Source organism: Parafrankia sp. EAN1pec (genome assembly GCF_000018005.1).
In the GTDB taxonomy this organism is placed as follows: domain Bacteria; phylum Actinomycetota; class Actinomycetes; order Frankiales; family Frankiaceae; genus Parafrankia; species Parafrankia soli.
The window spans coordinates 3,600,575-3,622,247 of the sequence record NC_009921.1; the positions used below are offsets into that span (position 1 = coordinate 3,600,575).

Sequence of the window (21,673 nt, forward strand, 5' to 3'; positions counted from 1 at the left end):
AGTCTTCACTTCATTCATCGCTGTCACCCGACGGCCGACCCCTCGGGCTCGGCGAGAAAGTCGAGGATGAGCCGGTTCACCGCTTCGGGCTGCTCGAGATAGCCGTAGTGTCCCGTGTCGGGCACCTCGACATACCGGGCAGTCGGGACGATATCGGCAAGCTCGCGTCCGAGGTGTGCCGGGATCATCAAGTCGTCGGCAAAACCGATCACCAGCAACGGCCGGGTGATCGCCCTGTACGCGTCGCCGCGATCTCCGAGTCGTTCGGAAGCGCCGAGTTGGCCACGCTCACCCGACGACGCCGGAACCGCGGAGTACTCCAGAAGCGCAAGCCAGTCGTTGGATTTCGTCTCATCTCGCAATGTCGCGGGCGATAAGTTCAGCAGAGCATCGACCGCTGCCTTATACGCTTTCGGCAGCACGATCTTTTGGTCGAACAACTCCTGCTCGCCCCGGGTGAGCATCTGTCCGACGTCGTCGATGCGTGCGTGACCACCCATCGCGACCGCCCGGCACACAAGGTCGGGGCGCTCGAGGACCAACTCCTGCACGACCCGCGCTCCGAGCGAGGTTCCGATCACGTGCGCCGGGGCGCCGAAGCGCTCGATGAGCGCGGCGAGATCGTCAACGAGCTCTGGGACGACGATGTCGGGGCACGACGTGGCAGTCTGTCCGGGCACCGGGCTGATGCCCCGGTTGTCGTAGGTGACGACCCGGTACCCCGCCTCGACGAGGGCGGGCACCTGGTGCGGCGTCCACACCTGCCCCTTCCCTCCCGTTCCCATCACCAACACGACGAGAGGGTCGGCGCCATCGCCATACTCGTCGTAATGTAGGGCGATTCCGTTCACGAGCATCGTGGGCATTGCGTCTCCTTGTCGGGGAGGGGCGGGAAGATCGCGCAGCCGGTCGTCATACCCGCCCCTGGTAGACGAGACTCACTCAGACGACTCGGCGTCATCGTTCGTCGACGCCGCCAACACCTCAAGCCAACGTGACACCCGTTGGTCTTCAGCGAGCGTAATGAAGTCGATGCCCTCCGCGCCGGCGCTGCGCCACCGCTCGACCAGTTCCATGAGCCGGACGGAGTCCATGCCCTGTGCGCGCAGGTCGGCGTCCTGATCCACGTCGTTCGCCTCGATGTACAGGACATCGGCGACGTCGGCTAGCACTCGGTTATCGCTGATCTTCATGATTCTCCTCTGGCTTACCGAAACCGCTGTTCCAGACGCCCGTCTCTGTCGTGTAGGACGCCAACGTCTCGAGCGACTGCACCCACAGCTCTTGCAGTTCGCTCACTTCCGCCTCGCTGAGGATCCCCGCCGCATAAACGATGTTTCCCCTCAACGTCCACTCGTTGTTCTCAGCGCTCTGTACCGCCATCAAAGAAATGTCCAACACAGCGATCAGAGGCATCGTCCTGTCCGCGGAACCGACGATCCCAGGAGCCTCGGGGGCCATCTCCCATGCGCTGTCCCTCACGGCGCTGCCGGGGCCGAACTGGCCGAGGTAGTTGAATCCGATCTGTGGCACCACGCCGTCGACCAAACGGCCCGCGCCGTCAGGAGCGAGCTCTCGAAGCACCCCGTAGCCGATGCCGCGATCGGGTACCGCCCGCAGTTGCTCATTCACGTGCCTCACCACATCTGCGGAAGCTCCCGGATCCGTCAAGGCCGTGACGGGATCGATGTCGACGGTGTCCAGTCCGACTGGGAACCACGTCGTGAACCACCCCACAGTGCGGGAAAGATCACTGCCGGGCACGAACGTCTCTTCGCGCCCGTGACCCTCAAGTCCGATCAGCGCACGCCGATGACCGACCCCTCGCCTCGCCCGCCATGCCCCGACAGCGATCGTCAACGAGCCGAGCAGCACATCGTTGATCTCGGCCGCCAGTGCACCAGGCACCTCCTTCAGCACCGGGCCGGCGACTTTCGCGGGCACTCGGATCGTGAGCACCTCCGCTGTGGCGCGCGTGTCGAGCGCCGCGTCCAGCGCACGGGAACCCAGCAACGGATCATCCGCCGTGACAGTCTCGGCCCAGTACTCTGTCTGCGCCCTCACATCCTGCTCAGCGGCGCGGCCCGCGAGCATCTCAGCCCAGTTCAGCAAGCTCGTGCCTACCGGCAGCAGTGGCTCAGCAGTGCGGCCGGTCTCCAACTCCCACGCCTGCCGAAGATCATCCCCAAGAACTCGCCATGACACCCCATCGACGACCAGGTGATGCATTACCAGCAGTAGACGGCTTGTCGCATCGGCAGAACCCTTGTACCAGACTGCCCGCCACAAGATGCCGGCATCGAGGTGCAGAGAACGCGCTAGTTCCTCCACACGTGCACGATTGCCGCTGCGCCACGTCGGATCCGGCCACGCGGGCCCCAGCGCTTCGATCACCATCCGATCTTTCGCGACTTCAGGAGAGCGGGCAGGAACCTCGAACCGGAAGGATCCGTCGGCATCTGCCACGAGGCGACCGCCCAGAGTCACATGATGCGCGACGACCCGGTTCAGCACACGCAACAATGTTTCGTGCGTCATTCCGGCTGGCACCACGAAAGTCACCGCCTGCACCAACGTCGAAAAGCCGGGCAAATCCACTTCCTTGTTGGCGATCGGCCACAACCTGGAGGATCGCAGATCCTTCAGGGGGGCGGTGTGCTCCGTTGCCGACTCCGACTGGCGCGCATCAGAAAGACGAGCCAGCCCGGCCACCGTCCGCGTCGAGAAGACGTCCGCGGCCGAGATGACGACACCCATGCGCCGCATTCGGGAAACCAACTGGATCGACAGAATGCTGTCCCCGCCCAGCTGGAAGAAGTCGTCCTCAACCGACAACCGCACTTCGTCACTCAAACCCAGCAGGTCACGGATGGCGGCGAGGAGATCTTGCTCCGTGTCGGTCGCGGGTGCACGCCCGTGGGCGGTCGATTGCCCGAGATCGGGGACGGGCAATGCCTTCCGGTCGAGCTTGCCAGTTGTGGTCAGCGGGAACGTCTCAAGCCGATTGTAGGATGCGGGGATCATGTAGTCGGGGAGGTGCTGTGCGGCGTGCTCGCGGAGTGACCGGCGGAGTGCGTCGTCGCTGGTATCGATGCGGGCGGTGGTGACGTAGGCAGCGAGAAACTTCCCTCCGGAGGGATGGTCGGCCGCGATGACCTCAGCACGCACGACCTCCGGGTGCGCCTCCAGCACGTCACGGATCTCCCCTGGCTCGATCCGGTACCCGCGGATCTTGGTCTGCTCGTCGGCACGACCGAGGTAATCGATGCGCCCCTCGTCGTTCCACCGGGCCAGGTCGCCCGTGCGATACATCCGCGCCCCCGGCTCCCACGGGCACGCCACGAACCGCTCGGCGGTGAGGGCGGGCTGCTCCCAGTAGCCGCGCGCATTGCCCGCGCCCGCGAGATACAGCTCACCTGGAACACCGGGCAGGGCAAACTGCAGGTTCTGATCCAGGATGTACGCCCGGGTGTTGAAGATCGGCGTGCCCACGCTCGGGTTCGGGCTGTCGGCGAGATCCGCGCCGAGCGCATTGATCGTGTACTCGGTCGGCCCGTACAGGTTGTACGACTCCACGCCCGGGGCATCTCGCAGCTGCTGCCACAGCCGCTCGGGCACCGCCTCACCGCCGAGCGACACGAACACCACGCCCGTCGCGTCTGCCGACACCGATCGACCCGCCGGCCGGTCACGCTCCAGCAAACCCTCGTCAACGAGCACCTGCCCGTACGAGGGAGTCACGTCGAAGCCATCGATGCGCTGATCGTCGTAGTACGCGAGTAGCTGCTGCGGATCCCGGCGCATCTCCTCGTTGATCACATACACCGAGTGGCCGTTGAGCAGCCAGAACAGCTGCTCCCACGACGCATCGAACGAGAACGACGTCGTATGCGCGATCCGCATCCGCCGCCCGCCCTGATGGGCCACCACGCGGTCGAAGATCTTCTCCACATGGTTGGCATACATGTTCGTCAGGCCCCGGTAACCGACCGCGACACCCTTCGGTCGGCCCGTCGAGCCGGACGTGAAGATGATGTACGCAAGATGATCCAGCGACACCTCCCCGCCGCGCTCGGCCACGGTGACCGGCCCATCTGCCAGTTCCGCGACGCGCGCACGCACCACCGCATCGTCGAGATTCACCACCCGCCCCGCCGCGGGCCCGAGCCGTGCCACGTCACGATCGGTGACGAGCGTGACCGTCGGACCCGCCACATCGAGCATGTAACCGATCCGGTCATCGGGCAGCTCCGCATCGATCGGCACATACGCCGCACCCACCGCGAACACCGCGAACATCGCGATGACCATCCGCTCATCACGCGGCAGCAGCAGCGCAATCCTGTGCTCCTGGCGCACGCCCCGCTCCAGCAGCAGCCGCGCATACCGGTTCACCTCCGCGGACAACCCCGCAAACGTGAAACTCCGCGCACCCGCAACCAGCGCGGTCTCCCCCGGCGACCGCGCCACCTGATCATCAAGAAGACCCGCAACAGTAACACCAGCCAACTCTGCTGGACTTCCAGTCGTCCAAGCTTCGAGAGCGGGTCTCTCTTTCGCGATCAGCAGATCGACTTCGGCGATAGTCCGGTTCGGATCCTCGGCGATCGCGCCGAGGATCTTCTGAATCACGCCGAGGAAACGGACCGCTGTCTTCTCTTCGAAGAGATCCGTACTGAACGTGAGAAATACGGATACTTCGGTGTCGGAGTCGACCAGATAGAGATCGAGATCTCCCTTGACGGCACCCAGCCCCACCATGCGAGGCCGCACGACGAGATCCCTGACCTCCGGATCCACTCGGCGTCCGGTAGCACGCTGGTAGGTGAGCATGACCTGGAAGACCGGATTTCTGCCGACGACCCGATCCGCAGAGATCGCCGTGACGATCTGATCGAAAGGCGCCGCTTGATGACTGAAGCCATCCAGCACGGTTTGCTTCACACGAGCGAGAACGTCGGAGAATTTGTCGCCGGGGAAGTATCTGTGGCGGAGGGGAATCGTGTTCACGAAGTATCCGACGACGCCTTCGAGACCGTCCTCGGTACGACCGCCGACTGGTGCACCGAGAACGACATCGTCACTCGCGCTCATGACGGATATCGCCAGGGCCACGGCAGCCTGGGAGATCATGAACATTGTGACCCCACACCCATCTTCGACGCGCCGCAAATCAGCCACGACATCGGATGAGATGGTCAAGGACACATCTGCCGCACGGTACGTCGGTTCAGCCGGCCGGGGCCGGTGGGGGCTTATCGTGGATTCACCCGGAGCATCCGCCAGCGTGTCTGCCCAATACTTCAAATGGTGATGTAGTGCGGACTCTGGATCGGTGGGCTGACCGAGCACGGCCTGTTGCCAGACCGCATAGTCTGCGTACTGTATCCCGACCGGCTCCCACGCCGGCTCATGCCCCTTGCTTCTTGCCGCGTAGGCGGCGAAGAGATCTTCCAGCAGCGTCGGCGTGGACCATTCATCTGTTGCGTGATGGTGCACCGCAAGGACGAGAATCCACTCTGCAACCTCCACGCGTAGCAGACCGGCGCGGACCGGGATATCCGCGGCAAGGTCGAATCGGCTCCGCACGAGTTCCCGAAGGCGTTCGTCGATCGCGTCTTGTCCCGCCCCGATGAAGTCCTCAGGAATCAGAGGCAGGCGCAAGGCCGCTTCCTCACCCGTGAGGATCACCTGATGGAGCTGCCCGTCATCCCCCACGATCAACGTTCGCAGCGCCTCATGTCGGGTCACGACATCCTGCACCGCTGACCTCAGGGCAGTCTCGTCAAGTTCTCCGGACAAGTGCCGGATCAGAGGGACGACATAGCGAGCTCCCGGGCCGCCCATCTGCTCGATAACCCAGAGGGAGCGCTGACCATACGTCACAGGCAGCAGTTCCGGGCGTGGCAGATCACCTACTCGCGGTACGCGAGATACGGTTTGAGAGGCTCCGTCGACGACACGCGCCAGTCCTTCGATCGTGGCCTGTTCGAACATATCACGCAGAGTCAGCGCCGAACCCAATGCGGCATTGGCCCGCGCGACGACGCGGGTTGCCAGCAACGAGTGACCACCCAGACGGAAGAAGTCATCGTTCGACCTCAGACTGACCTCACCCCCGAGACTTAGCACCGCGCGGAACACTTCCGCCAGCGAGCGCTCCGTCGGCGTCTCAGGTGCACGCCCGTCGGTGCCGGTGATCTCACTGAGATCGGGGACGGGCAATGCCTTCCGGTCGAGCTTTCCGTTGACCGTCGTTGCGAAGGAGTCAATTCGGGTGATCGTCGTGGGGATCATGTAGTCGGGGAGGTGCTGTGCGGCGTGCTCGCGGAGTGACCGGCGGAGTGCGTCGTCGCTGGTATCGATGCGGGCGGTGGTGACGTAGGCAGCGAGAAACTTCCCTCCGGAGGGATGGTCGGCCGCGATGACCTCAGCACGCACGACCTCCGGGTGCGCCTCCAGCACGTCACGGATCTCCCCTGGCTCGATCCGGTACCCGCGGATCTTGGTCTGCTCGTCGGCACGACCGAGGTAATCGATGCGCCCCTCGTCGTTCCACCGGGCCAGGTCGCCCGTGCGATACATCCGCGCCCCCGGCTCCCACGGGCACGCCACGAACCGCTCGGCGGTGAGGGCGGGCTGCTCCCAGTAGCCGCGCGCATTGCCCGCGCCCGCGAGATACAGCTCACCTGGAACACCGGGCAGGGCAAACTGCAGGTTCTGATCCAGGATGTACGCCCGGGTGTTGAAGATCGGCGTGCCCACGCTCGGGTTCGGGCTGTCGGCGAGATCCGCGCCGAGCGCATTGATCGTGTACTCGGTCGGCCCGTACAGGTTGTACGACTCCACGCCCGGGGCATCTCGCAGCTGCTGCCACAGCCGCTCGGGCACCGCCTCACCGCCGAGCGACACGAACACCACGCCCGTCGCGTCTGCCGACACCGATCGACCCGCCGGCCGGTCACGCTCCAGCAAACCCTCGTCAACGAGCACCTGCCCGTACGAGGGAGTCACGTCGAAGCCATCGATGCGCTGATCGTCGTAGTACGCGAGTAGCTGCTGCGGATCCCGGCGCATCTCCTCGTTGATCACATACACCGAGTGGCCGTTGAGCAGCCAGAACAGCTGCTCCCACGACGCATCGAACGAGAACGACGTCGTATGCGCGATCCGCATCCGCCGCCCGCCCTGATGGGCCACCACGCGGTCGAAGATCTTCTCCACATGGTTGGCATACATGTTCGTCAGGCCCCGGTAACCGACCGCGACACCCTTCGGTCGGCCCGTCGAGCCGGACGTGAAGATGATGTACGCAAGATGATCCAGCGACACCTCCCCGCCGCGCTCGGCCACGGTGACCGGCCCATCTGCCAGTTCCGCGACGCGCGCACGCACCACCGCATCGTCGAGATTCACCACCCGCCCCGCCGCGGGCCCGAGCCGTGCCACGTCACGATCGGTGACGAGCGTGACCGTCGGACCCGCCACATCGAGCATGTAACCGATCCGGTCATCGGGCAGCTCCGCATCGATCGGCACATACGCCGCACCCACCGCGAACACCGCGAACATCGCGATGACCATCCGCTCATCACGCGGCAGCAGCAGCGCAATCCTGTGCTCCTGGCGCACGCCCCGCTCCAGCAGCAGCCGCGCATACCGGTTCACCTCCGCGGACAACCCCGCAAACGTGAAACTCCGCGCACCCGCAACCAGCGCGGTCTCCCCCGGCGACCGCGCCACCTGATCATCAAGAAGACCCGCAACAGTAACAGGCTCTACGTCTCGGTGCAGATCGGCGGCGGTGCCAGTGTGAGGCTCGACCTCGTCGGGCAGCAGCACCGTCAGCCCGCCGACGGGCGCGCGCAAACGGCTCGCGATCGCGTTCAGCGTCGCAACGTAGCGCTCCAGCATCTTTTTGGCGCTGGCCGTTTCGTACGCGTCGCGGCGGTAGGAGAACCGCACATGCACGGACGCGGATCCTGCACGCTCCCATACATTCACTGCGAACGTCACCGGATAGTGCGTGGCGTCATCCACGGCGGAGCCGACCACTCGGACGCCAGCCCAGTCACGTTCGTCGCGCACCTGGAAGGGCAGGTTCTGCACCACGAACAACGTGTCGAAGAGCGTTGCCATACCAGCAGACGCCTGAATGCTCGTCAGCGCGGTGTCGGGATGGTCGATGACGCGCAGCTGCTCGGACTGCACTCGCGCGAGCATCTCCTGAGCTGTCTCGAACGGGCTAAGACGCACGCGCATCGGTACCGTGTTGAAGAGCACCCCGATGGTCCGGTCTGCGTCGGGAAGCTCGGGAGGGCGGCCGGACACCGTGTTGCCGAACACCACGTCATCGCTGCCAGTCAGGCGACTGAGGGTGACAGCCCAGGAAACCTGCAGGACTGCACCCACCGTCACTTGCGCAGTCCGCGCGGCACCGAATACCGCAGCAGCGGCCGACGGATCAAGATTGTAATGCAGATCGCCCGTGTCGATCTGCCCCGCACCGAGATCGCCACCCTCTGGCCAGAGCATCGTCGGGCCAGACAGCTCGGCGAGATAGTCGCTCCAGGCGCGGACGGCGGTCTCCGGATCCCGACCGTCGAGCCACTCAAGATACGAGCGGAATGACGCCGGTTCGACGCGATCCGCGTACCCGGGATCCGCGTAGATCGTGAGGATCTCCTCGAACAGGGCCTTCAACGACCAGCCGTCCAGCAGAATGTGCTCAAAGCTCATCGCCAGAATCCAGGAATCGGTCGACCGCTCGATGAGGGTGAACCGGATCAGCGGTGGAGTCTGGAAGTCGAAGGGCTCACGTCGCTCGGCTGCCAGGAAATCACCGATGTCCACACGGAGTTCGGACCACTCGGTGAGCGAGATGCTTCGGAACGGTGCATCTGCGACAGCGGGGATCACCTGCGCCTCACCCGAGGGCACGAAGGCGGCACGAAGGTTCGGGTACCGGTCGAGCACGACCCTCACCGCGCCCTCTAGACGGTCAGGGTCGACCGCGCCTGACAACTCTCTCGTGGCCTGCGATACGTAGGCGTTGTGGTCATCCGACTCCTGCGCGCGCACCATGTGGTAAAAGATGCCGCGTTGCAACGTGGACAACGGGAGGATCTCGGCGGCTTTGCCGTAGAGAGCACGGATGCGCTCCTCCTCCTCCCACGAGATCGTGAGACGGTCGGCTCGACGAAGACGCAGCCCGCTTGGCGACTGCCTCGACAGCGTGAGCGCGAAGTCGATCTGGGCGGTCACGGTGGCGATCTCCTCCGCCAGCGCGCACGCATCCAGATCGATACCAGGGGCTGTCTCGACCTCCACCCGGACCGTTTGCGGCTCAGATGCCAGGCCCGGGCCGATCAGGATGCAGATGTCGAGCTGGATCGGATTGTCTGCGGGGATCGCGGGAACCGTTGCGATGCGCTCCGCCGCGCTACGGAACACACTGATCCGGATGTGCGGGAGAGGCAGATCGTCGAAGAATCGGCTGAGCTGCGGGCGAGCACGCAGGGACGCGTAGTCAGCCGCACGCTCGGGGCTCAGTGTAAGTGGCGAGTGGGTGCCGCCTCCGTTCGGGGTGGTCGCCGGTTCACCGAGAAGTATTGGGTAGCTCCAGACTGTGAATGCGTCCGCGGGCTCGCGCCGTTCGACGATCAGCTGGCTTTCGCCGAGTGTCCGGGCGAGCGTCCGGGCGATCGCATCCCACGCCTCGAGTTGCGTTGTGCCGCTCATCTCACGCTGTCCGGAGATCCCGACACTATGTGTCGCGAAGGCCGGTGCTTCGCCAGCATTCGACGGCAGGCTGACATCTCGCACCGCGGCGAGCTGGTCGATCCAATCGTCCCAGAAGGGATCCTCAAGAACTGTGCTGAGCTCGGCGTCTGTCCGTTGATCGCCGCCAGCTCGCGGTGTCTCGATCACCAGCCGGCTCTGTGAGTCGTAGCCAGCGACAAGCTCGGCGAGCAGCGCTCCGACCGCGTCGAGGGCCTCAACGTTGTCGTGTGCGGCGACCAGTTCGCCGCTTCCGTCGTCGAGCACCCGCAGCTGCATCCCGCCGTCGCCCAATGCGAGAGCGACGTGATCAACGGCAGCACGCCACAGCACGGCATCCTGGATGTCGAATGCGGGAAGCGCAAGGCGGAAGACTGGTCGTTCCTGATCGGAGGCCGCCCCGTGAAGCCCGGAATCGAGAGCAGCCTGAACCATTTGCGCGAGATGGACGGACGCAAGCTCTGGATGCCGCGCGCCGAGGGTCAGAAACAGCCGCGTCTTCTGTAGCAGCCGTGACGAAGTGTCTTCGGAGAACAGTTCCCTGGCCGCGTTCAGGTGCAGAGCCAGAGCGCCGTCGCTACGCCTCGTGATGGAGTAGACGAGGTCGAAAAGGGCGGGCCGGGCCGGACCCGGTCCTCCGGTCGCGACCGGGACGTAGGGGACGAAGGTCGTGGCTGGGCCCGGCTCCGGATCACCCTGGTCGAGATAGGCGGCCATCACCTGGAAGAGAGGGCTAATCCCGGGAGCACGTATCGGCTGGATCGCCTCGACGACGGCATCGAAAGGCACGAGCTTGCGCTCGTTCGCCTCAAGCATGCGCTCCCGCATGTTGGTGAGCGCTTGTCCGAACCCGTCCATCTCGTCGATGTCGGAGCGGACGACGACAGTGTTCACGAAGTAGCCGATCAGGTCGCTTAGCTCCGGTAGATCGCGCAGGCTGGCAGGTATACCGATCGGCACCGTGGTGCCGGTCCCCTCGCTCCAGAGCGCGAGGGTGAGCGCGGTCATCAACCCCTGCAGCGGTGTCGCCCTGCGCTCGATGAGCAGGGCATCCACGGCGCCGACTTCATCGTCAGACAACACAGCGGTCGCCGGTCGGACCGTGCGCGAGTCGGTATCGGTGCGCGGGTAATCGATCGGCAGCGGAGTTTCCGTAGGGAGATCTTCGAGCGTACCGCGCCAGTACTCAAGGTCACGCCGATAGCGCGAGTCCGCATCTCGGGAGTCACCGAGCACTGCCCGGTGCCAGAGCGCGAAGTCCGCGAACTGCACGGGAAGCGCAACGAGCTCGGACGACGTGCCAGACGTCTCTTCGTGATAAAGAGCGTTCAGATCGCGGAGGAAGGGGGTGAATGATTGCTCGTCGGAGACGATGTGGTGCCCGGCAGCAACGAGCAGATCGTCCTCCTCCCCGCGGAGGAGACTGAATCGGAGGCCGCAGTCGGACGCGAGGTCCATTGGGGCAGCGACGAGTTCGGCGATCCTCTCATCCGCCGCTGACGAGGGGATCTGCTCAACCGTGACGAGCGCCACGCTCGGTTCTGTGGCCGGGTGGATCCTCTGGCGCAGTTCGGCAGCGTCTTCGTCAAGCACGAAGGTTGTGCGCAGGATCTCGTGCCGGGCGACGAGACGACGAACGGCCGCTTGTAGGGCACTGACGTCGACCGGTTCGCGTGATTGGAGGGCCATAACCATGCGGTAGATCGTCTTGCCAGCAATCTGGTCGGTTACCCAGAGGGCTTGCTGTCCGAAGGACGCCGGCAGGTTGGCGGGCCGTGGCAGATCCCCGATTTGCAACGCTGGAATTGTCGAGACGCTCGAGCCTTCGATGATGATCTCGGCCAGGCCCGCGATCGTGGGATGGTCGAACACGTCCCGCAGACTCAGCCCTGAACCGAGGATCGCGTTGACTCGGGCGACGACCCGTGTCGCAAGGAGCGAGTGCCCGCCGAGTCGGAAGAAGTCGTCGTCCACCGACAGGGGTGTGCCCTCGGGGAGGGCGAGTACGTCGCGGAACACCCCGGCCAGGGACAGTTCGGTGTCGGTTTCCGGGGGGCGGCCGCTGCCGGATCCGGCGGTGAGGTCGGGGGCGGGTAGTGCTTTGCGGTCGAGTTTCCCGCTCGGGGTCGTGGGGAGTGTGGCCAGGCGGGTGAACGATGCGGGAACCATGTATTCCGGCAGGAGCGCGTTCGTGTGTTCCCGCAGTGCGTCGGCCAGTACGGCCTGGTCGGCCGGTGCGGACGGGGTGGTAGTGACATAGGCGGCGAGGAACTTCCCTCCGGCGGGGTGATCGAGAGCGGTGACCGCGGCACCCGAGACGGCGGGGTGTCGTTCGAGGACAGCGCGGATCTCGTCGAGTTCGATCCGGAACCCGCGTACCTTGACCTGGTCGTCGGACCGGCCCAGATACTCCAACTCGCCCTGGTCGTTCCACCGGGCCAGGTCCCCGGTCCGATACAACCGCTCGTCCGGGGCACCGAGAGGGTCGGCGACGAACCTCTCCGCTGTCAGCCCCGCCCGGCCCACATACCCTTCCGCCAGCTGCACCCCGCCCAGATACAGCTCACCGGTCACCCCGACCGGCACCGGGCGCAGCCACCCGTCCAGCACCCGCACATAAGAATTCGACACCGGGCGACCGATCGGCGTCGAATCCGCGTCTGCGTTCAGAGCGGCGATGTCGTAGCTGGCGATCTCGACCGCCGCTTCCGTCGGCCCGTACAGGTTGAACAGTTCCGCTCGATCGAACACCTCCCGGGCCCTGATAGCCGCCGCCACCGGCAGCGCTTCCCCCGTGAACGACACCAGCCGCACATCCGGGAAAAACCCTGCCTCTACTCCCGAGTCCAGGAATGCCTGAAGCATCGATGGCACGAAATGCACGCTCGTGACGCGCCTTTTCCGCACCACACCGGCGATATAGCCCGGATCCCCATGTGCGTTGTCACGGGCGACCACGACCACCGCTCCGGTGATCAGCGGGAGGAAGAACTCCGGTACCGACACGTCGAACGTGAATGGCGTCTTCAGTAGCACCCGGTCAGACGACGAGAACCCCAACGCTTCCCGGCCCCAGACAAGCCGGTTCACGACTGCGGCATGGGACAGGGCGATGCCTTTGGGTCGTCCGGTGGTACCGGAAGTAAAGATCACATACGCGGTATCGTCGGGGGTGAGGGGACGCGGCAGCACGGGTGCGTCGGGCGCCCCGTGTTCTATCTGGCCACGAACAGCGTCCTCATCGAGGACCACGGTGACAACGCCCGCGGCCGTGAGCACGCCCGCATGGGCCACCGCCGTCGCACTATCGGTGATGGCCACACGGGCACCGGAGTCCTGGAGGATCGCGGCAATGCGCTCGGCGGGGTATCCCGGGTCGACGGGGACATACGCGGCGCCGGCGCGGAGTACCGCGGCGAGGGAGGTCACCAGGTCCGCCGAGCGCGGCAGGGCCACCGCGACCCGGCCACCCACCCTCACGCCCCGCTCGGTCAGGAGATGGGCCAGAGCGTTCACCCGCGCGTCGAACTGCGCATACACCAACTCCGCACCATCCGCGTCATCCACGACCGCGACCGCCCCGGGAGTACGTGCTACCTGATCCCGGATCAGCGCATCCACCGTCACCGCGGGAACCACCGCCCCCGCACCCACCGACCACACACCCACCGACCCGGCATCGGCGTCGGATAGCACCTGAAGATCGGCGATCCGCGTGTCGGGGCGGGCCGCGATCGTGGTGAGGGTTCGTTGTAGGAGAGCGAGGAATCGCTCCGCGGTGCCCGGGTTGAACAGGTCAGTGGCAAAGCTCAGAGACCCAGTGAGGGTGTGCTGGGTCTCGTCCACGTAGATGTCCAGATCCGTCTTGACCGCTCCGAGGGAAGCGCGTTGTTGCCGAGCGGTGACTCCGGGGAGATTGAGCAGGTCGGGCCCGCCGGACAGGTTCTGGTAGGTGAGCATGACCTGGAAGACCGGGTTGCGGGCAGCGGACCGGTCGACGCCGACGGCGGACACGATGTGCTCGAACGGTGCGGCCTGGTGTGCGAGCCCATCCAGCACCGTTTGCCGGGCGCGCCCGAGGAGTTCGCTGATCGTGTCGTCGGGTCGGAGCCGGTGGCGCAGGGGGAGGGTATTGACGAAGTACCCGACTAGGTTCTCCAGGCCGTCCTCAGTGCGGCCCCCGACCGGGGAACCGATCACTACGTCGTTTCCTCCGCCGAGCGCGGAGACCGTCAGCGCGATCGCGGCCTGCACGATCATGAACATGCTCACGCCGTTGTGCTGCGCGGCGCCCCGCAACCCCGTCACAGTCTCGGACGCGACGGCGAACGCGGCATCACCGCCCTGGTGGGTGGGCTCGGCAGGGCGAGACCGGTCCAGGGTGATCGTGGATTCCTCCGGCGCGTCAGCGAGGGCATTACGCCAATAGCTCAAATGCTGAGCGAGTTCGGAATCCGGGTCGGCGGGATCCCCGAGGATGTCTCGTTGCCAGATCGCGTAGTCGGCGTACTGCATTTTCAGTGGCGCCCACCCCGGCTCACAACCGGCCGACCGGGCCTGGTATGCGGTTGACAGGTCCCCCAGCAGCACCGGCAGCGACCACTCGTCCACCGCATGGTGATGCACCGCCAGCACCAGTACCCACTCCGTGCCAGCCTCCCGCAACAAGCCGGCACGGAAGGGAATGTCTGCCGCCAGGTCAAACCCCTGCCGCACGAAGTCGGCGATCCGTTCCTCTACGGCGTCACCCCCGGCACCGGAGAGATCCTCCGGGATCAGCGTGAGGCGAACGCTCGCGTCCTGGGCGGGGACGACCACCTGGCGCAGCCGCCCGTCGTCTTCAACAATCAGGGTTCGCAATGCCTCGTGCCGGGTGACTATATCCTTCACCGCAGCATCAAGTATGCCGACGTCCAGTTCCCCAGAAAGGCGAAGCACCATTGGCACCACATACCGGCCCCCCGGCCCGCCCAGGCGATCAATCACCCAGAGGGCTTGCTGTCCGAAGGACGCCGGCAGGTTGGCGGGCCGTGGCAGATCCCCGATTTGCAACGCTGGAATTGTCGAGACGCTCGAGCCTTCGATGATGATCTCGGCCAGGCCCGCGATCGTGGGATGGTCGAACACGTCCCGCAGACTCAGCCCTGAACCGAGGATCGCGTTGACTCGGGCGACGACCCGTGTCGCAAGGAGCGAGTGCCCGCCGAGTCGGAAGAAGTCGTCGTCCACCGACAGGGGTGTGCCCTCGGGGAGGGCGAGTACGTCGCGGAACACCCCGGCCAGGGACAGTTCGGTGTCGGTTTCCGGGGGGCGGCCGCTGCCGGATCCGGCGGTGAGGTCGGGGGCGGGTAGTGCTTTGCGGTCGAGTTTCCCGCTCGGGGTCGTGGGGAGTGTGGCCAGGCGGGTGAACGATGCGGGAACCATGTATTCCGGCAGGAGCGCGTTCGTGTGTTCCCGCAGTGCGTCGGCCAGTACGGCCTGGTCGGCCGGTGCGGACGGGGTGGTAGTGACATAGGCGGCGAGGAACTTCCCTCCGGCGGGGTGATCGAGAGCGGTGACCGCGGCACCCGAGACGGCGGGGTGTCGTTCGAGGACAGCGCGGATCTCGTCGAGTTCGATCCGGAACCCGCGTACCTTGACCTGGTCGTCGGACCGGCCCAGATACTCCAACTCGCCCTGGTCGTTCCACCGGGCCAGGTCCCCGGTCCGATACAACCGCTCGTCCGGGGCACCGAGAGGGTCGGCGACGAACCTCTCCGCTGTCAGCCCCGCCCGGCCCACATACCCTTCCGCCAGCTGCACCCCGCCCAGATACAGCTCACCGGTCACCCCGACCGGCACCGGGCGCAGCCACCCGTCCAGCACCCGCACATAAGAATTCGACACCGGGCGACCGATCGGCGTCGAATCCGCGTCTGCGTTCAGAGCGGCGATGTCGTAGCTGGCGATCTCGACCGCCGCTTCCGTCGGCCCGTACAGGTTGAACAGTTCCGCTCGATCGAACACCTCCCGGGCCCTGATAGCCGCCGCCACCGGCAGCGCTTCCCCCGTGAACGACACCAGCCGCACATCCGGGAAAAACCCTGCCTCTACTCCCGAGTCCAGGAATGCCTGAAGCATCGATGGCACGAAATGCACGCTCGTGACGCGCCTTTTCCGCACCACACCGGCGATATAGCCCGGATCCCCATGTGCGTTGTCACGGGCGACCACGACCACCGCTCCGGTGATCAGCGGGAGGAAGAACTCCGGTACCGACACGTCGAACGTGAATGGCGTCTTCAGTAGCACCCGGTCAGACGACGAGAACCCCAACGCTTCCCGGCCCCAGACAAGCCGGTTCACGACTGCGGCATGGGACAGGGCGATGCCTTTGGGTCGTCCGGTGGTACCGGAAGTAAAGATCACATACGCGGTATCGTCGGGGGTGAGGGGACGCGGCAGCACGGGTGCGTCGGGCGCCCCGTGTTCTATCTGGCCACGAACAGCGTCCTCATCGAGGACCACGGTGACAACGCCCGCGGCCGTGAGCACGCCCGCATGGGCCACCGCCGTCGCACTATCGGTGATGGCCACACGGGCACCGGAGTCCTGGAGGATCGCGGCAATGCGCTCGGCGGGGTATCCCGGGTCGACGGGGACATACGCGGCGCCGGCGCGGAGTACCGCGGCGAGGGAGGTCACCAGGTCCGCCGAGCGCGGCAGGGCCACCGCGACCCGGCCACCCACCCTCACGCCCCGCTCGGTCAGGAGATGGGCCAGAGCGTTCACCCGCGCGTCGAACTGCGCATACACCAACTCCGCACCATCCGCGTCATCCACGACCGCGACCGCCCCGGGAGTACGTGCTACCTGATCCCGGATCAGCGCATCCACCGTCACCGCGGGAACCACCGCCCCCGCACCCACCGACCACACACCCACCGACCCGGCATCGACCGAAGAGGGAGTGATCGTGAGATCCGCGAGTTCGTGGAGTGTCATGCCCGCAGGGCCGCCGAGGAGGTGGCCGAGGAACGCCGTGAACGCCGCTGCGTGCTGGCCGGCCGCGTCTGTCGGCACGAGCGGAGACCGGCCGGAGATATCCATCCGCAGGCCCCGTCCCGGGCTCCCGTAGACGGAGAGATCCAGCGCGCCGGTCGGGCCGGGGTTGATCAGCTCCGTGACCCCCGCGACCTTTCCGAAGACCGGTGTCGTCCTGAACATCTTGATGTTGACCGAGGGCAGCGACAGGTAGGAGAGCTCTCCTCCCTTCCAGAGACGGGCGAGCTGATGATCCTCGATCGCGGAGTTGTCCCGCAGACCCCGGACCTGCGATCCCACCACCGACAGCACCTCGGCGAATGTGGCGCCCGGGCGCAGGGCGGTCGCGACGGGCAGCGCGCGGGCGACCGCGCCCGGCACGCGCAGCGACTCCGGCTCGCCGCGCATCATCGACGGTACCCGCACAGCGAGGTAGTCCTGGTTCCCGGCAAGGGCCGTATACAGCCCCCACGCGGTGATGACGAGATCCGTCCACGTGCTCCTCGCCTGGCGCGCCAGCATACGCAGGCGATCATCGGCCCCCGCCGGAAGCACCACGGGAACAGGCCGGTACGAGAACGAAAACAGATCAGCGGGCGCGCTTCCCATGGGCTCGGAAAACGCGTCGATAGCAAGCACATCACGCCAGTGACCGACGATGCCGGACCCACCCGGCGTCGATGCCGACCCCGCGACGAGATCCTCCAGACGACCAAACCACCTCGGCGGCGCGAGGATTGCATCGACCGCAGCCGAGTACAGCTCCGCGACCCGGCGGATATAGAGAGACGTGCTATACCCGTCAAGCAGGAGATTATTCGTCGTGAACGACCACACCCACCCACCACCGACACGCTTGAACAGCGTCGACGACGTGAGATCCTCAGCCGCCGAAGACTCCCGCGCACTCACCCCGGCGCGAACCACAGACCGGATCTCCTCGTCTGTGAGCACCTCCTCGGGAACCACCGTCGGCAGAGACAGCTTCCCACCGACCGACTGCGAAGGAGCCCCGTCATCGTCATAGATGACCGCCCGCAGCGCCTCCGTCTCCGCGAACGCCCCACTCACCGCGTCGGCGAACGCCCCGGCATTGATGGCCCCGTCAAGCCACACCAGGTCGCACACACAAAACGCAGCAGAACCGGGGAACAACCGCTGCGCCGCCCAGTTCCCGCGCTGAGCAAACGAGAGAGGCAGCCGCTTCCCACCGCTCACCCCCTGATCAGAGGGCACTTCATCCGCAGCCGATGCACTCCCCGCATCCCCACGGGAATCCCCGCCCCGGCTCATCGGCGAACCCTCACCGCGCTGACCATCCATACAGCCAGTGTAGGGTAACCTAACCTAAATTCACAACAGGTCGGGACTGCGTCCCGCGCACGCGGGGATCTTCCCCAGGGTGCTAACTGGGCACCGCCCGACGTGCCGTCGTCCCCGCGCACGCGGGGATCTTCCCGGTGTCGGCCCGTACTCGCGCAGCGCGATCTCGTCGTCCCCGCACGCGCGGGGGAGTGGCGTCCACTGACGTGGTGTACGGATCGTGATCGTCTAGCGACTCGCCGGAGTGGCGGTCCGTGACGTAGAGCGACCACCGCGTGATCCTTTTCGAGAACAGCGAAGAACTCGACAAGGAGATACGCGATGGCCGTGCGCCCGACTGTGACCGATGCTGACTCGTTCGGCAAGGAACTGATGGCAGCGAGTCCTGACCTGCTGGGATCGATGGTGAAGGCGTTCGCGGAGGCGTTGATGGGCGCCGAGGCGGACGGGGTCTGCGGCGCCGAGTATGGGGAGATATCCCCGGATCGGGTTAACCGTCGGAATGGCTACCGGATGCGGGAATGGGACACCCGGGCTGGGACGATCGAGCTGGCGGTGCCGAAGCTGCGTCAGGGCTCGTACTTCCCGGAATGGTTGCTGACTCGGCGTCGTCGCGCCGAGCAGGCGCTGATCTCGGTCGTGGCGACGTCCTATCTGCTCGGGGTATCGACCCGGCGGGTCGACAAGCTCGTCGAGCAGCTCGGGGTCGCGCACATCTCGAAATCGCAGGTGTCCGAGCTGGCGAAGCACCTCGACACCCAGGTCGAGGCGTTCCGGTCCCGGCCGTTGGACGCCGGTCCGTACCGGTTCGTCCAGGCGGACGCGTTGACGATGAAGGTCCGTGAGGACGGCCGTGTGATCAACGTGCACTGCCTGCTCGCGGTCGGGGTCAACGGTGACGGGCACCGGGAGATCCTCGGCCTCGACGTCGTGTCCAGCGAGGACGGTGCCGGCTGGCTGGCGTTCTTCCGGGGCCTGGTCGCCCGTGGCCTGTCCGGGGTGCGGCTGGTGACCTCCGATGCCCACCGGGGACTGGTCAACGCGATCGGGTCGACCCTGCCCGGTGCGTCGTGGCAGAGATGTCGGACTCATTGGGCCTGTGCAGGAACAACCTGGTGGTTCGACCTGTCTGGTTCGATGTCGTGCTATGGCGATCATGGGGGATGTTCTGGACCAGCTGTCTCGTCGGTTCGCGGTGGTGCTGCCGCACCTCGACGAGCGGCAGCGGCGACTGGTGCTGGCAACCGAAGCCCGGCTGCTGGGGCATGGCGGTATCCGCGCGGTGGCCCGAGTCGCCGGTGTCAGCGAGACCACGGTCCGCGTCGGCGTGTTCGAGCTCGAAGCGGGCGGGGAACCCCTGCCCGATCGACGAGTCCGCCGGCCAGGTGGGGGCCGTAAACGCATCGAGGACACCGACCCGGCCGTGGTGACAGCGCTCCTCGCACTCGTCGAGCCGGACGAGCGAGGTGATCCGACCTCACCGCTGCGGTGGACCACGAAGTCGCTACGACACCTCGCCGAACAGCTCACCCGCCAAGGGCACCCGGTATCGCCGTCGACAGTCCGCCGGCTCTTGCAGGCGGCTGGTTTCAGCCTGCAGGCGAACTCCAAAACCCTGGAAGGAAAGCAGCACCCCGACCGGGACGCCCAGTTCCGCTACCTGAACAACCAGGTCATGGAACATCAGAAAGTCGGCGAGCCGGTCATCAGCGTGGACGCGAAAAAGAAGGAGATGCTCGGCCAGCTCCCGAACCCGGGCCGTGAATGGCGACCGAAAGGCGACCCTGTCCAGGTCGAGGATCACAGCTTCTTCACCGGCCCGCAGGGCGACACCGCCATCCCCTACGGCGTCTACGACCTGACCACCGACGCCGGCTGGGTCAACGTCGGGGTCGACCACGACACCTCAGCGTTCGCGGTGGCCTCGATCCGCCGCTGGTGGCAGGCCCGCGGCCAGGCCGACTACCCCCAGGCCACCCGGCTGCTGGTCACCGCGGACGCGGGCGGGTCGAATAGCTACCGCTTTCGAGCTTGGAAAGCCGAACTCGCCGCGCTCGCCGCCGACACCGGCCTGACGATCACCGTGTGTCATTTTCCGCCCGGCACGTCGAAATGGAGTCGCGGTAGGGACCGCCCTTGCGGGCGGCCCCCCGCACAGATCCCAGCGTGCGGGACTACCGCACTGGGCTCCTGCCTCAGGTTCTGGCTGCGAAGCGTCTCTCCGGGAAGGGATGCATCACTCGGACTGGGGGTAGCCATCGAGCCGCGATCCGCCCCATCCGTTGCCAGTTCATCCGGTCACGTTGGCTGCGGCGCCGCAGCGCCTTGCACCAGTGCCGTGTCACCTGGGTACGGAAGGCCGACATCGTGTCGGTGTTGCCGGGCACGGCGTAGTAGGCCATATGCCCACGTAGCACGCTCGCCAACCAGCGTCCCTGATCCGGGATGGGCGTATGCCGGCGACGCTTCAGCTGCTCATTGACCGCCTTCAGCTTCGCCCGCATGCGTTTCGCGATCGTGATGCGCTTGAGCCAGAACGTCCCCCTCCGGGATGTCGCACAGATGTGCGTGAACCCCAGAAAGTCGAACGTCTCCGGCTTGCCCAGACCCCGCCGCTTCCGATCCCGGGCGGCGTACCGCCCGAACTCGATCAGCCGCGTCTTATCCGGGTGCAGTTCCAACCCGAACTTCGCGAACCGTTCGCGCAGCTCGTCCAGGAACCGCCGCGCATCCTCCTCGTATTCGAACCCGACGATGAAGTCGTCGGCCCAGCGCACGACAATGACATCTCCGCGCGCGTGGCGACGCCGCCACCAGTCGACCCACAGGTCGAGGACATAGTGCAAGTAGACGTTCGCCAGCAGCGGGGACACTGACGCCCCTTGTGGCGAACCTTCCTCACACGCTGTCCACTCCCCATCCTCGACGACCCCCGCGGCCAACCACTTGTCGATCAGCCGCAGGACCCGCTTGTCCGCGATCCGGTGCTCCAGAAACCTCCGCAGCCAGGAATGATCAATCTGGCCGAAAAAGTCGCGGATGTCCGCGTCGAGCACCCAGTTCACCCGCTTCCTCCAGATCCCGACCGCGAGGGCGTCCAACGCGTCATGCGGACCCCGCCCCGGCCGGAACCCATACGAGAAGCCCCGGAAGTCCACCTCGTAGACGGCGCCCAGCACCTCGACAACCGCCCGCTGAACAATCTTGTCCTCCAGCGAGGCGATCCCGAGCGGCCGAAGCCGCCCGTCCGCCTTCGGTATGTACGCCCGCCTCGACGGTGTCGCCCGGTAACATCCCGACTGCACCCGCACGTGCAGATCCTGCAGATTGGCCTCCAGGTCCTGCCCGTAGTCGGTCCACGTCACCCCGTCCACCCCAGCAGCCGCTTTCGGGCTGATCGCCCGATACGCCTCCCGGAGCCGACCCAGCGTGACATGGTGCAGCAGCGCGGTGAACCGCGCGTTCCTGTCCCGTCGTGCCACTTCACGCACACGGCCCAGCGCACTGGACGCATCAGTTCCGGCGCTGTGTCCGGGATGCGTTTTAC

At 66.0% G+C, this 21,673-nt stretch carries 4 protein-coding genes and 2 pseudogenes; 2 read left to right on the forward strand and 4 right to left on the reverse strand.

The window, feature by feature from the left end:
- Positions 1-23: 23 nt before the first annotated feature.
- The 3 genes from FRANEAN1_RS14880 to FRANEAN1_RS14890 all read right to left on the reverse strand — a co-directional run bounded on the left by FRANEAN1_RS14880 (position 24) and on the right by FRANEAN1_RS14890 (position 18,021).
- Positions 24-866 carry an alpha/beta hydrolase gene (locus FRANEAN1_RS14880; RefSeq protein WP_020460622.1) on the reverse strand — a complete coding sequence of 281 codons (843 nt, stop codon included), beginning with the start codon at positions 864-866 and terminating at the stop codon, positions 24-26.
- 72 nt (positions 867-938) lie between these two features.
- The gene (locus FRANEAN1_RS14885; protein ID WP_020460623.1) at positions 939-1,193 is read right to left on the reverse strand and encodes a phosphopantetheine-binding protein; all 255 of its coding nucleotides are present in this window, start codon (positions 1,191-1,193) and stop codon (positions 939-941) included.
- Entirely contained in the window at positions 1,177-18,021 is a 16,845-nt protein-coding gene (locus FRANEAN1_RS14890; protein ID WP_198145514.1) for a non-ribosomal peptide synthetase, read from the reverse strand. The genes FRANEAN1_RS14885 and FRANEAN1_RS14890 overlap by 17 nt, the downstream gene beginning before the upstream one ends.
- A gap of 426 nt (positions 18,022-18,447) precedes the next feature.
- Between FRANEAN1_RS14890 and FRANEAN1_RS40355 the strand changes: the two are divergent.
- Together FRANEAN1_RS40355 and FRANEAN1_RS38795 are read left to right on the forward strand one after the other, a co-directional pair.
- Positions 18,448-19,224: pseudogene (locus tag FRANEAN1_RS40355) on the forward strand (IS256 family transposase); the annotation flags it as partial.
- A 49-nt stretch (positions 19,225-19,273) separates the two neighbouring features.
- Positions 19,274-20,248 (forward strand): annotated as a pseudogene (locus FRANEAN1_RS38795) (ISAzo13 family transposase); the annotation flags it as partial.
- A 73-nt stretch (positions 20,249-20,321) separates the two neighbouring features.
- On the opposite strand, the gene ltrA reads toward FRANEAN1_RS38795, so the two are convergent.
- Positions 20,322-21,608 (reverse strand): group II intron reverse transcriptase/maturase, encoded by a 1,287-nt coding sequence (ltrA, locus tag FRANEAN1_RS14905; RefSeq protein ID WP_347177008.1) that lies wholly within the window; start codon positions 21,606-21,608, stop codon positions 20,322-20,324.
- Positions 21,609-21,673: the final 65 nt, after the last annotated feature.